The following is a 13,568-nucleotide window of genomic DNA, read 5'->3' on the forward strand; positions in this document are numbered from 1 at the left end:
GAAGAATGTCTATTCTTCAAGGTTATTCTGCTTTCAGCACAATCGTTTTCGCCACCATATCATGAACGGCTTGTTTTTTCTTCGTAAAGGCGGCTGTCAAATAGATCAGGCGGGAGAATACATGCACCCACGCGATCATGTAACGGGCAATGGCCTGTGGGAGGGTGATTTTCTCGCATGTTTCGTCCCTCACAATTTGCAGCCCGATGATTTTTTTTCCGAGTGTACCCTTCCAATTTGTCAGCGGCATCAGCAAAGGATACACAAGCAGCATCAAAATGGCGGCAACAATGACGCCGGCGGACCCGTCCCCAAACGTAAATCCAGATGCCAAAATTACTGCGGCTGCGATGATCACATCAAGTATGAGAGCGCAGGCGCGCAGCATAAAACCAGCTGGTTCCAACATAAACACTTCCTTACATTTTGATAAACACCTAATGATTGTAAAAAAGACGAGCCTTAAGTGGAAATAGGTCATAAGTCTCGAATCACAAAATCCAGTTAAAATGTCATAGGTAAATTAACATCGCCAGCCGGCTTTTCATATTACCAAATTCTTTTTTAGCCCGAAACCAAGCCCTCAGAAGTTATTTTTGTTAAAATAGAAAAGTTACAACAGAATTCGGAGGGTTTATTGTGGGAAAAGTGAAACGAAATGCCCCTTGCCCGTGCGGCAGCGGCAAGAAATATAAAAAATGCTGCGGAAGTAAAGTTGTCGACTTCCCGACAGAACTAGCGGCAAAAGAAGCAAAACAAATTCAGGAAGACTTAGTGGAGTTTGCCTTCACAGTACATAGAGAAAGCATGTCAGGATTTATCAATCAGCATGATTTTCTTTCTGCTATGGACAGACAGACGAAAGACATCAGCGTATTTAACTTAGGGATCTGGGGAATCTTCTTCCACCCTCTTGCTGGTGAAAAGACCATTTTCGAAGATTACCTTCAGAAAAAAGGCGATTCGATCACTCGTCCGAAAACGCGTGAGATCGTTGAATCATGGAAGAGCATGACGCCTGCGTTATTGCTGCTGCAAGACCTGAAAGAAGGTGTCATTCACTTTGAGGATGTGATTACGACAAAACAATTCGAAGTGGAAATGGATGCCAATAACCAAGACCTCCCGCCAGCGGGAAGCCTGATTCTCGGCTATCCGATCCATGAAGCGGAAAAAGCAGAATTCTTCATGCAGTTCACGATCTTCCCGGTGAAGAGAACCGAAGCGCTGATCAGCAAGGTGAAGAAATATGCGGATGCCGCTGTGAAGAACGGCAAAACGCCGGAGGACTTCATGAAGCAAGAATTCAACAACGTTCTGTTCGCGCTGTTAGCGGAGAAAGAGGAAGAGCCGCAAGCAGAGGCAGCGGAAGAGAGCAGCGTTGAGTGGGCAAACGACATGGAGAAAGAAACAGCTGCGGCTATCGAAGAAGGCATGAGCGGAGATGAGTATCCGAATGAATTGATTCCTGCTGTCATTGATATCTGGAAAACATTCTGCGAGAAAAAATCACCTGTCATCAGAAAACCGGAAGCTTTTGCGGCGGCAGTTGAATATTATGTAAATGCGATTTCTCTTAACGGCGCGTCCGTTTCTCAAGCCAAACTGGCGAAAAAATACGGCGTCAGCGCATCTACCATTTCCAGCCGCTACAAAGAAATTGAAAGCACGCTGCAAGACGAAGCGGACCGTTTTGCACAAGCGTTATCCTCATAATGAAAAAAACCTTGAAAAGCCGGGCTTTTCAAGGTTTTTTTATTTCTGGACAGGAATTTTGATTTCTAACCGGAAGACAGGGTGGCGATAGGTAAAATCCAATCTGCCAGAAGCGCTTTTCACCAGTTTTTGAATGATATACGTGCCCATGCCTTCATGATCGCCGCTTTTCGTTGAACGGCCAAATGATTGATACAGTGTGTCGAGCACATTTGGGTCCATGCCGGGCGTGCTGTTTTCGCAAATCAGCACATAAAGCCCGCTGCGCAGCGAGGTTTCTAGTTTAATCTCCGCTTTTTCTCGGGCCTCCGCTGCGCTGTCGAGCGCATTTTCCAATAGGTTGCCGACCAAGCTGACCTGATCAGCGGGTGAAAACGGAAGTGAAGAAAGCGGTGTATACATATGCAGCGAAACCTTCACACTTGAAGCACGTGCTTTTTCAAGAAAATCGTAAAGCACCCCTGCAATATAAGCATTCTCTCCCTTCAAAAAACGGTCATATTGACTGTACTGATCCGTCCAGTTTTGGATATATGATTGTGTATCTGTCTTGGACTGCGCTGAACGGATCGCTGTCATATGTTTCATTGTGTCGTGATTTCGGCTTCTGACATCCATCAGCATTCGATTGGCGTGCTGTTCAGCTTGCGTCAGCTTATCAATTTGATCAAAAAGCCTAGCCAACGAGGCAGACTGTCCGATACGGACCCCTTCACAAGCTGCAAATATCACGATCACACACAATTCCGGCAATATGGAAGCGCCATTTAGGACCACTGCTGAAAATGACATCACTTGAATTACGGCAATCCAAGCACAAAGCTGGAGGGAACAGCTGTCCCACACCCGCTTCGTTTTCCAAAGGTACAAGCCTGCCGCCGCCGTGCCCAAAGCAGCCGCGAGCAAAGCGACAGCTGTACTGTGCGAGAGAGCAGCAGCCCCCTGATAAAATATGAAACTAAATAAAAACAAGCAAAGACATTGAAAAGAGGTTATCACGTTCCGAACTCCTCAAAAATAGTAGTTTTGAAAATAATCAAGCTGCTGCTTAGTGATCATCGCTTTTTTAGGCGTTCCCTCAAAGGCGACCGTAAATGAATGCTTTGTATAAGCGGAAAAATGCTTTATGTAATGAATGTTGATAATAAAAGAACGGTGCGAACGGAGAAAATCCTTCTCAGGCAGGTCGCCTTTAATATCATTTAATGTTTGATACGTCTGCACCTCTTCGGCGGTTGTCACAATCGTCGTCGAACGTCCCGTCCGTTCTGCGAAGATGATATCTTTCTTTTGCAGGACGTGCATTTCAGATTTTTGCTTAATTAATATCCGTCCATTCAAGCTCGTTTCCGTTTTCTTTTTCACATAACGGTCGAAAGAAGCCTTCAGCCGGTCAGCATGGTACGGCTTCATAATATAATCATGGACGTTCAGGTCAAAGGCGTGAACGGCATAGCCGCCGTTGCCGGTGACGAAAATCACATCCACATCAAGCGAATGGGATCTGATCAAATCAGCAAGCTCGTACCCAGACATATGAGGCATCTCGATATCGGCAAGCAGCAGATCAATGTCTCCGTTCTTCACCCGCCTGTAGGCTTCCTCCGCTGAATCGGTCGAAAAGACCATTTCGACATCCTGTATTCTGGACACGATCGCTTCCAGTTTCTCTAAATCTACTCGATAATCATCGACAAGTCCGACTTTTACCATTATCATTCCCCTAGTTACATAGAATCATCTTTATTCTATCCTATTTCGCGACATAAAAAGAACTCTTCGCGACAACTTTATCCAACAAATCCAGCATTTCGTATATAGTCATTACTAGAAATAACGAAAAGGAGATTGTGACATGATTACACTGACCGATTGCAGCCGCAGGTTTCATGATAAGAAAAAAGTAGTTAAAGCGGTGCGAGATGTAAGCTTAACCATTCAAAAAGGAGAAGTCGTCGGCATTCTCGGAGAAAACGGTGCCGGCAAAACAACGATGCTGAGAATGATTGCTGCCTTGCTTGAGCCGTCACAGGGTGCAATCACAGTAGCCGGCTTTGACACGGTCAAGCAGCCGGCCGAGGTCAAAAAAAGAATAGGTGTCTTATTCGGAGGAGAAACCGGACTTTACGACCGGATGACCGCTAAAGAAAATTTGCAATACATCGGCCGGCTGTACGGGTTAAACCGTCACGAAATCAAAGCAAGAATAGAAGATTTATCGAAACGGTTCGGCATGCGCGATTATATGAACAGGAGAGTGGGCGGGTTTTCGAAAGGCATGAGGCAGAAAGTCGCCATTGCCAGAGCGCTGATTCACGATCCGGACATCATTTTATTTGATGAACCGACAACAGGGCTTGATATTACATCCAGCAACATTTTCCGCGAATTCATTCAACAGCTGAAAAGAGAACAAAAAACCATTCTTTTTTCAAGTCACATTATGGAGGAAGTGCAGGCGCTCTGTGACAGTGTCATCATGATTCACAGCGGAGAGGTGATTTATCGGGGAGCTCTTGAATCATTATACGAGAGCGAGCGAAGCAACGATTTGAATTACATCTTTATGTCTAAGCTTGTCAGGGGGATTTCTTAAATGCTGAGCCATATTTATAAAAAAGAAATGATCGACGCGCTGCGCGATAGAAAAACGATATTACTCACGATCTTAGTTCCGATGATTACAATGCTTGGGCTTGTATTCTTTTATGAGAGCATGCTGTCCGACAAAGGGGAGCAATACACACTGGCTGTCGGCCATTCTCTGCCGTCCGCACTGGAAAGCAAGCTCAATGCGATTAACGAGATCAGCGTAAAAACATTTACAAATCCTGAAGAGGCGGTTGATGACGGAAAAGCAGATGTGTATCTGAACGTCCCGAAAGAGTTCGATTCATATGTCAACAGCATGACGCCTTTTAAGATTGATGTTTACGGTAATTCAATCGATCAAGACTCGTCAAATGCCATGCAGCTTGTGCAGTCTGCCTTAGATCAGTACAAAAATGAAATTGTCCAAGACCGTTTAACAAATAAGCATATTGATCAATCGGTAATCCAGCCGTTTACGATTCAGCAAAAGGAAGGGGACGAGGAGAAAGAGGCTTCGGCTATTATGATTTCTGCCATTCTGCCCATGCTGATTCTGACATCCATTGTTTCCGGCGCAATGCCGATTGCTCTTGATATCATGGCCGGGGAAAAGGATCGAAAATCAATTGAGGCGCTGCTGTTGACGCCGGTCAGCAGAAACAAAGTGCTGGTCGGCAAGTGGCTGGCGGTTTCCACTTTTGGAATTGCTTCAGGCGTATTGGCTTTGGTGTTTTTGATTTTGTCCACCATGTTATTTACCGAAAATTTAAGGACCGCCTTCCAGCTGGGAGACCATATGTGGGTCGTGCTCGGCGCTTCCGCCTTAATCATCGTGCTTTCTGCATTGCTGATCTCTGCGATGGAGCTTTTCATCAGCATCATTTCCAGCTCGGTAAAAGAAGCGCAAAGCTATATGTCTCTTGTCGTCTTTCTTCCTGTGTTCCCGATGTTTTTCATCCTCAGCAAGGCACCGAACCAATTTGATTTATCATACTTTTTCATCCCATTTCTGAACCTGCACGCTTTATTCAAACAGCTTTTATTCGGGATGATTGACCCGGCTGCCATTCTGTATACGTCAGGAACCATCGCCGTGCTCATCGCCATATTCTTTTTACTAGCCAGAGCCTGCTTCTTGAAGGACAAATGGGTTCTGCCAAAATAAACTTGCAAAAGGAGAAATACACTTTCTCCTTTTTGTATATCCTGATAAAAGGAGGAAAATAGAAAAAGGATATCTAATACAGAAAGTGACCCTGCACTATTTTTCATCAAAATTGGTTTCGAAGGAGAAGAAACAATGGATCAAACACGTACTCTTGGCAAAACGAAGCTGCAGGTGAAGCGCATCGGATTCGGCGCGAACGCGGTCGGCGGACATAATCTATTTCCGAACCTGAATGATGAAACAGGGAAGGATTTGGTGAGAACGGCATTGGATGGCGGCGTGAATTTTATTGATACCGCCTTTATATACGGACTGGGGCGTTCTGAAGAATTAATCGGCGAAGTTGTGCAGGAACGCGGCGCACGGAATGAGCTCATGATTGCCACCAAAGGGGCCCATAAAGAAGTGAACGGCAGCATTGAAATAGACAACAGCCGGGAGTTTCTTCGCGGCGAGGTGGAAAAGAGTCTGAAGCGGCTGAAAACAGATTACATTGATTTATATTATGTTCATTTCCCGGATGGCAAAACGCCTCTCGCTGAAGTGGCGGGCACGCTGAAGGAGCTGAAGGATGAGGGGAAAATCAAAGCGATCGGCGCTTCAAACCTCGATGATCAGCAATTGCAGGAATTTAATGCAGACGGTTATTTGGAGGTCTTCCAGGCAGAATACTCTCTCATTCAGCGTGATGCCGAGAAGGAGATTCTTCCATACTGTGTAAAACACGGCATATCTTTTATTCCTTATTTTCCGCTCGCGTCCGGACTGCTGACAGGAAAATTCACGAAAGATACGGTCTTTGATGACTTTAGAAAGGATAAGCCGCAATTTCAGGGAGAAACGTTTATTCACAACCTCAAAAAAGTAGATAAGCTGAAAGCGGTGGCGGAGGAAAAACAAGCGGAGACGGCACATGTCGCATTGGCGTGGTTGTTAACGAGACCGGCGATAGACGCCATCATTCCAGGCGCTAAGCGTCCAGAGCAATTGAAAGATAACCTGAAAACCTTGAACATTGAACTGACCGAAGATGAAGTGGAATTTATCAGCGGGATTTTTACATAAAAAAGGAAATAGCCGCGGGCTATTTCCTTTTGGTGTTTTATTCTTTGATGAATGCTTCGACTAATTCTGCCGCTCTGTAATCGTCCATATCAAGCTGCCATTGGTCGATGTCGTTCTTCTTCATTTTCACTTCAACCGTTTTTTCAGATGAAGCCGGTCCGAGCTTTTTGAATTCCTCAGGATATACTTGAAGCGCGTATTTCACAGCATCCTCATAGCTCGCGCCAGCATTCTTGCTGTAGTAGTCTTTCACTCTGTCTTCGATGCGGTCTGAGAGCGAAGACGCATCTACAGGTTTGATAGTGGCTTCAACAATTGCTTCGTCTTTAGAGAGCGATGTTGTTTTCGCCTGGATGGAAGAGTTTTTGCTTAATCCCGCTTTAATGCCGTTCACGATATTATCAAGCGCTTTGCTGTCCGCGTATGTGCTTGAAAGGCCGGAAGCAGAGAGGTAGCCGTCTTTGGCTGATTCGTTGAAATCATGTACAATTTCATTTTTGTTGGCACCGGTGATTTTTTCGAAATCAGCGTTGTCTTTACCGAAAAGAAGGACGTCAACATAAGCCGATAATGCTTTTGCAGAGTCTTGTAGCTGATCGGCTGTTGCAAGGATTTTTTTGTCTTTGCCATTAATTTTGAAAGTAACTGATTTTGGCTTTTTATCACCGTAAGATTCCGGCGTATAGTTAAGCTCGTATTTCTCGCCTTTATCTACAACAAAGAAAAGGCTTCCTTCAACGGATTTATCAGCGTTAATCGTGCTGCTGCGCAGCTTTTCGTTATAGTCTTCAGGGTCTGTGTCAGACATTTTGGTATCGTCTTGGTACAAAGTGAAATCCATACTGTCTACATTCAGCGGCTCTTTCCCTGTGTTTTTCACAGCGACATTGACTTTTAACACAAGCTGGCCATCTGTAGTGGACTTATCATATTTAGACGGCAGTGTATAAGAGACATCTTTGAGTTTGACTTGAGCTATATCTGAGCTTTTTTCTGTTTCTGACTCTTTCTTCTCCGCGCTTGTTTTGCTTCCGGAACAAGCGGCTGTAAACATCATCAGCAGAAGAATTAGGAAAACAGCGTGCGTTTTTTTCTGGAACATTCTTTTTCCTCCTCAAATGGTTTTGGGTAAGGGAGTCTTTTGTCTTTGAGAAATGGATCTTTTTGAATGGATTAGCATCAAATAACCAAAAAAATCAGTTCTTTTCTCACGGTTTTCACCGGGTTTTATGGAAACTCCGCCCTTCTTTGTTATAAATGGACCTATAAAAAGTTACAACGGATTTAATTTTAAGATTATTGGCTTTTATATTGAATAGGTTCATCATCCTATTTTTGGTGAAAAATGTTCTGGTAAAACTGGTAAACTCAGAAATTTGTGTATTTTAGACTATTACTTTTTGATTAGTTAGAGGGGGCGTCTTGTTGAACAAAGAGGAAATGAAACAAAAAGCACTGGAAATCGGCCGGGTTCCGGAACACTTAAAACTGGAAATTGAAGATTATGGCGATGATGAGAAAAGAACCTATTTTTGTTGGATAGATCCTCACGATGAACACATCGGTATTATCGTGGAACTTGATCCGGACGGGCAGCTTACGTCCCTTTCCCGTGATATTGAGCCTGAGAGCAAAAAAAGGCTGTCTGAAGAGCAATTAGAGAATATCATGCGCCAATTTGTCGAGACTCATTATCCCGGAGCGCTCTCTGCCTTTGTCCGTGATGAAAATGACTGTACCTCCGACGATAAAGTGAGATTTTCATATGTTCAAATAGAGGACGGTCTTCCTCTTCCCATGAGCGGATTTATGGCGGATATCACCTTATCAGGCGAGATCATTTACTTCCGCTATTACGGGAAAGCAGGCAGCGTGATGAAGCCAAAGCGGGTCGCCGATTACGAAGAGGCGCTTGCCTTCATGAAGAGGGATGTAGAGTTCGATCTTTTATTTGAGGTTCTTCATCGTTCTGTTTACAAAAACGGGGACGATCAGCCGCATTTGGTGTATGAGCCTGAATGCAGAGCCATCACCGTGCCCGCGGATTTGATTCAAGAAGAACGAGTATTTGATGACGATGACAGGGAGCGTGAAAGCTTTCCTCTTCCTTTATTCGAAGACATTTATGAAAAGGCTGATCTAAGCAGCATGATCGGCATCGAAAAAGAGTTTGTCAAAGAGCGGGAAGTGGATTTGGGAGACGGGAGAATCGGGACCGTTTGGCGGAATCCGGATGATCCTGTATATCAGCCGGCGGATAAAAGCATGGACAGCTGGTTTAGAGGAGGGGTTCATCAAGTGCTGAAAACCATCCATAACAAAGATACCGGAAAACTCGAAGGTGTCATGTCATTTATGGAGAAAAAAGGGCCGTTAACAGTAACTGAGGCAGAGTGCGAAAAAATTGCGATTCGCTTCCTGTTTGCTTTATTTCCGAATGCCGATCAATATTTTAAGATCAGGTACGACGAACCGGATGAAGAAGAAAACGCAGTCGCTGGTTTTACATTTGAAGCGCACTGTCATGGTGTTCCGCTCCGGTTTGGACAGACCAGAATCTGCGTCAGCCGCCAGACAGGCCACATTACCGCTTATATGGGGCCGGATATTGACCCGAAGGAGCTGGAAACTATTCATCCGGTTCCGGCTATTTCAGCAGAACAAGCGAAGTCTATCTTCTGGAAGAATTTTGAAGTTGAGCTTAGCTGGGAGAGGGAATACCGTGATGATGAAGAAAACAGCTACCGGCTCGTCTACAAGCCGGTGTATCCGCGTTTTATTGAAGCCCATACAGGAGAGCCAGTGATGAGTGTCTGGTAAAACAGTGAAAAGCCACACAAATGCCGCAAATATATAAGATGACGTGTGATGAAAGTAACAGAAAGAATATTAGAGAATAAAGACAATAATATAAAAGGACCTTTCTTCACTTTAAATGAAGAAGGGTCCTTTTATATAATAAACAGGATTCTCTTTGTCGTAGACTCTTTTGAAAGGATGACTTCATTGGTTAATAAACAGCTGAAAAAGAAGGCGCAAGGAATCGGGAATGTACCGCCGCATTATGAGCTTGAGATAGAAGATTACGACCAAAAGCAAAAGAAAAAGGGGCAGGCGTACTTTATCTGGAAGGACCCTAAAGATCCTGAAAAGCACATTACAGTTGAACTTGGAAATGACGGCGCTTTGCTCACCTTTTCAACAACCGTGCGCTCCGAGGCAGACAAAAAGCTCCCAGATGCCGAGCTGAAGCTGAAGGCTCTTCAATTTGCTGCTGCCAACCATCCCGGCACATTTATGAAATTTCATTTTCAGGGCAAGGAAGAACGGGGACAACGCATCCGTTTTATATATGCCAAAATGGAACTGGGGCTTCCGCTTCCCAATTCAGGCTTTTTGATTGATATGACACGCAGCGGACAGATTGTCCATTTTTTATATTACGGAGAAGGGCATAAAGCCGAAGTTCCAAAGGAATTTGTAGCAAAAGAGAAGGTTGTGTCCCATTACGTAAATACAATGTCTTTGCGGCTGGTGTACGATGTCATAGATGGCGAACAGGCACCAAGGCTTCTGTATGAACCGATTCTGCCGGGATACAGCTATCCCGCCGATGTAGACGAAATCGTTCCCGACCAGCATATCGCTGATGAAAGAATAGAAAACGGGACGCCCCTGCCGACGCTTCAGAATACGGAAAAAATCGATATATATACGATGCTGGGCTTCACCCCTGATATGCAGAAAGTCAGTGAAAAGGACTTTGGAGAAGAAATGGGAAGCACGTGGCGCGAAGGAACTGCGCCGGAGCGGAAGGATTTAAGCATAGGGAGTTATTTTGAAACGAGAAATAAAAACACAATCAAAATCAAAACGGACAAAAGAACAGGGAAGTTAAAAGCAGCGCTCTCTTTTATGGAACAGCGGAACACCCGCCAATGCTCAACAGAAGAATGCCAAAGGACAGCGCTTCAATTTTTATATGCGCTCTATCCTAGAGCGGCTGAGTTTTTCAAAGTGAATCCCATCCTAATTGATGAAAGAGGGAGGGTCCGCAATCATTTTTCTGTCTGGTATAAAGAAGTGCCGCTGCGGTTCGGTGCTGCCCGAATCATTGTCAATCCGGAAACCGGAATAATAGATGCTTTTATGGCGCCGGATATTGATCCTGAACAATTAGAAACAATCAATCACAGACCGGATGTTTCAGCTCAAGAAGCGAGAGAAACGTTTTTAGCCGCTTTTGATGTAAAGCTGGAATGGCAGCCTGATTTTACAGCGGGCAGTGTTCAGCATTACAAGCTGGTGTATAAGCCTGTTTATCCTTCCTACATTGATGCGCACATAAGGAAAAAGAAAAGGCTGTGAGGGTGTCTAGTCAGGAATCATCTGCAAGTGGGGGTAGTCCTTGAATCGTTTCCAGTCCCCGCCCCACTCAAAACCGAGCTTCTTAGCAATCTCGACAACCTCCAGCCAATCTGATTTTCCATTTTGATTGCCATCATATTCTATGTCCCAAATGATGCTGCCATCCTTTTTTTGCAGGGCGAAATCTATAGCTAAACCATAGTTATGATACGATTCTCCTCCTCTTGCATAGGTGACAATATTCCCTTCTTTTGTACGCCCCTGTTTATATAATTCGTCTTGTTCCTTAAAGGACCTGAATCCTTCTGTAATGACAACGTTAATGCCTTTTTTCGCCGCTGCGGCCTTGAGAGCATCGGCGTTCTGTTTCACAATCGGATGAAGATCAGAAGGGACAGGCATATTCTGCAGGGCGTTTTGAGAATGCCATTCGTTTCGTATATAACTAAAACACAGATCAAGAAGAAACAGAATACATAAGATAACGGATATTTTTGCGGATAATTTCATATCGGTCTCACTTTCTCATGATGTGCTTATTGTTTTCGTTTTTAAGCGATTGACTCTCTCTAAAAGAGAACAGCTATGATAAAATATAACATAAATAGTAGCAGGAGGAAGGAGGCAGATAGATGAGAGCAAAGATTCCATCTGAGGAAGTAGCAGTAAAGCTAAACGAATGGTACAAGCTCATTCGCGCATTTGAAGCAGATCAAGCAGAAGCGTTAAAGCAGGAGATCGAATATGATTTAGAAGACATGGAAGAAAATCAGGACTTGCTTTTATATTTTTCTTTGATGGAATTCCGGCATCGAATCATGCTGGATAAGCTGATGCCGGTGAAAGACAGCGACACCAAGCCTCCGTTCTCTGATATGCTGAACGAAATTGAAAGCAATCAGCAAAAACTCACAGGCTTATTGGAATACTACTTTTATTATTTCAGAGGGATGTACGAATTTAAACAGAAAAATTTCATATTAGCGATTGACCATTATAAACATGCCGAGGAAAAGCTTGAGTATGTCGAGGATGAGATCGAAAAAGCTGAGTTTCTTTTTAAGGTTGCAGAAGTGTATTATCACATCAAACAAACGTATTTTTCCATGAATTATGCGAGCCAGGCGCTTGATATCTATACGAAGTATGAGCTGTACGGGCGCCGCCGCGTGCAGTGTGAATTTATCATTGCCGGAAATTTGACCGATGTTTATCATTATGAAAAAGCGCTGATACACTTGTGCAGTGCCTTAGATCATGCAAGGCAGCTTGAAGAATCGTATATGATCGCCGCTGCCCATTACAATGTCGGACACTGTAAGTACAGTCTGGGAGATTTCGATGAAGCGGAGGGCTATATCAAAACAGCCGCCGCCATTTTTGAGGAGCACACCTTTCAGCAGGCCGTACAAGCCCTTTTTTCTCTGACCCATATCTACTGTAAACAGGGAAAATACGACATAGCGGCAGAAACATATGACCGTGGGATCAAGAGCGCTGCTGAATGGGCAGATGACATGTACTTGACGAAATTCCGCCTCATTCATGAGCTTTATCTTGGCAGCGGCGACTGGAAGGTGCTTGAAGAATGCTTCGACCTGCTGGAATCCCGCCAGCTTCTTGCCGATGCTGAAGAACTGCTGCATGATACAGCGGAACATTTCAATCAACAAGAACGTTACGAGTCCGCCGCTTTCTTTTACCGCAGGCTGATGAATATTAAAAAGAAGCTTGCTGAGCAGCGTTTTCGATAGAAAATGGCAGAGAACATACAGGTTCTCTGCTTTTTTATGCTGTTTTCAACCCGGAAAAATGGGGTATTTTCCACTGCATAATGGAAAATCAGAGGAGGATATCGTTTATGTATAAAGATTTAACCGGAAAAACAGCGATCGTGACAGGTTCTTCAAAAGGAATCGGGAAAGCCATTGCGGAACGGTTCGGGCAGGAGAAAATGAATGTTGTTGTGAATTATCACAGCGACCCGTCTGGAGCCGATGAAACGGTGGACATCATTAAGGATAACGGAGGGAAAGCCGTCGCAGTTGAGGCGGACGTGTCAAAAGAAGAAGGGATTCAGTCGCTCTTGGACACCGCTTTAGGGCATTTCGGCACGCTCGATGTTCTGGTGAACAACTCGGGTTTTAACGGCGCGGAGGCTATGCCGCATGAGATGAGTCTTGAAGATTGGCAGAGAGTCATTGATGTCAACATCACCGGAACCTTTCTGGGAGCAAAAGCAGCCCTTAGCCACATGATGAAAAACAACATCAAAGGCAACGTGCTGAATATTTCGAGCGTTCACCAGCAGATCCCGCGCCCCGTCAATGTTCAGTATTCCACGACGAAAGGAGGCATCAAGATGATGACAGAAACGCTGGCGCTCAATTATGCGGATAAAGGAATTCGCGTCAACGCAATAGCGCCCGGCACCATTGCCACAGAATCAAATGTGGATACGAAAAAGGAAGAGAGCAGACAAAAACAATTGAAAAAAATCCCAATGAATGCCTTCGGAAAGCCGGAAGAAGTGGCAGCAGCAGCGGCTTGGCTCGTATCTGAGGAAGCGAGCTATGTGACCGGCACCACACTCTTCGTCGACGGCGGAATGACACTCTATCCGTCTCAGTTTGAATGAAATATAAAACAGGGGGATTGC

14 protein-coding genes are annotated in these 13,568 nt (G+C 44.6%); 8 read left to right on the forward strand and 6 right to left on the reverse strand.

The genetic code is table 11. From position 1 onward, the window contains the following. Positions 1-22: 22 nt before the first annotated feature. Positions 23-406: an RDD family protein gene (locus V6D41_RS17780; protein WP_333519128.1), complete on the reverse strand. Its 384-nt coding sequence runs from the start codon at positions 404-406 to the stop codon at positions 23-25. A gap of 233 nt (positions 407-639) precedes the next feature. Here V6D41_RS17780 and V6D41_RS17785 point away from each other — a divergent pair, with 233 nt between their 5' ends. Next, complete coding sequence (locus V6D41_RS17785; RefSeq protein WP_333519129.1) at positions 640-1,716, forward strand: helix-turn-helix domain-containing protein; 1,077 nt, start codon at positions 640-642, stop codon at positions 1,714-1,716. 39 nt (positions 1,717-1,755) lie between these two features. Here V6D41_RS17785 and V6D41_RS17790 read toward each other — a convergent pair whose 3' ends face one another. Both V6D41_RS17790 and natR read right to left on the reverse strand, forming a co-directional pair. Further along, on the reverse strand, positions 1,756-2,715 hold the full coding sequence (locus tag V6D41_RS17790; protein WP_333519130.1) for a sensor histidine kinase: 960 nt from the start codon (positions 2,713-2,715) through the stop codon (positions 1,756-1,758). Positions 2,716-2,727: 12 nt separating this feature from the next. Continuing rightward, positions 2,728-3,429 (reverse strand): two-component system response regulator NatR, encoded by a 702-nt coding sequence (gene natR / locus V6D41_RS17795; protein WP_333519131.1) that lies wholly within the window; start codon positions 3,427-3,429, stop codon positions 2,728-2,730. 142 nt (positions 3,430-3,571) lie between these two features. Here natR and natA point away from each other — a divergent pair, with 142 nt between their 5' ends. The 3 genes from natA to V6D41_RS17810 all read left to right on the forward strand — a co-directional run bounded on the left by natA (position 3,572) and on the right by V6D41_RS17810 (position 6,541). Continuing rightward, entirely contained in the window at positions 3,572-4,312 is a 741-nt protein-coding gene (gene natA, locus V6D41_RS17800; RefSeq protein ID WP_333519132.1) for a sodium ABC transporter ATP-binding protein NatA, read from the forward strand. Further along, the gene (locus V6D41_RS17805; RefSeq protein WP_333519133.1) at positions 4,313-5,473 is read left to right on the forward strand and encodes an ABC transporter permease; all 1,161 of its coding nucleotides are present in this window, start codon (positions 4,313-4,315) and stop codon (positions 5,471-5,473) included. Positions 5,474-5,608: 135 nt separating this feature from the next. Then, entirely contained in the window at positions 5,609-6,541 is a 933-nt protein-coding gene (locus tag V6D41_RS17810; RefSeq protein ID WP_333519134.1) for an aldo/keto reductase, read from the forward strand. Between the two features lie 37 nt (positions 6,542-6,578). On the opposite strand, the gene V6D41_RS17815 is transcribed toward V6D41_RS17810, so the two are convergent. Then, complete coding sequence (locus V6D41_RS17815) at positions 6,579-7,643, reverse strand: DUF4352 domain-containing protein (RefSeq protein ID WP_333519135.1); 1,065 nt, start codon at positions 7,641-7,643, stop codon at positions 6,579-6,581. Positions 7,644-7,655: 12 nt separating this feature from the next. Further along, positions 7,656-7,796 carry a hypothetical protein gene (locus V6D41_RS17820; protein WP_333519242.1) on the reverse strand — a complete coding sequence of 47 codons (141 nt, stop codon included), beginning with the start codon at positions 7,794-7,796 and terminating at the stop codon, positions 7,656-7,658. A 185-nt stretch (positions 7,797-7,981) separates the two neighbouring features. On the opposite strand from V6D41_RS17820, the gene V6D41_RS17825 reads away from it, so the two are divergent. Both V6D41_RS17825 and V6D41_RS17830 read left to right on the forward strand, forming a co-directional pair. Beyond that, positions 7,982-9,361 carry a YcdB/YcdC domain-containing protein gene (locus V6D41_RS17825; protein ID WP_333519243.1) on the forward strand — a complete coding sequence of 460 codons (1,380 nt, stop codon included), beginning with the start codon at positions 7,982-7,984 and terminating at the stop codon, positions 9,359-9,361. A gap of 186 nt (positions 9,362-9,547) precedes the next feature. Further along, positions 9,548-10,909, forward strand: a complete 1,362-nt coding sequence (locus V6D41_RS17830) for a YcdB/YcdC domain-containing protein (RefSeq protein ID WP_333519136.1) — start codon at positions 9,548-9,550, stop codon at positions 10,907-10,909. Positions 10,910-10,915: 6 nt separating this feature from the next. On the opposite strand, the gene V6D41_RS17835 is transcribed toward V6D41_RS17830, so the two are convergent. Then, positions 10,916-11,419, reverse strand: a complete 504-nt coding sequence (locus V6D41_RS17835; RefSeq protein ID WP_333519137.1) for a M15 family metallopeptidase — start codon at positions 11,417-11,419, stop codon at positions 10,916-10,918. Between the two features lie 122 nt (positions 11,420-11,541). Between V6D41_RS17835 and V6D41_RS17840 the strand changes: the two genes are divergently transcribed. Next, on the forward strand, positions 11,542-12,663 hold the full coding sequence (locus V6D41_RS17840) for a Rap family tetratricopeptide repeat protein (RefSeq protein ID WP_333519138.1): 1,122 nt from the start codon (positions 11,542-11,544) through the stop codon (positions 12,661-12,663). A 107-nt stretch (positions 12,664-12,770) separates the two neighbouring features. Further along, entirely contained in the window at positions 12,771-13,547 is a 777-nt protein-coding gene (locus V6D41_RS17845) for an SDR family oxidoreductase (RefSeq protein ID WP_333519139.1), read from the forward strand. Positions 13,548-13,568: the final 21 nt, after the last annotated feature.

The organism is Bacillus sp. 0102A, from assembly GCF_036765155.1.
GTDB lineage: Bacteria > Bacillota > Bacilli > Bacillales > Bacillaceae > Bacillus > Bacillus subtilis_G.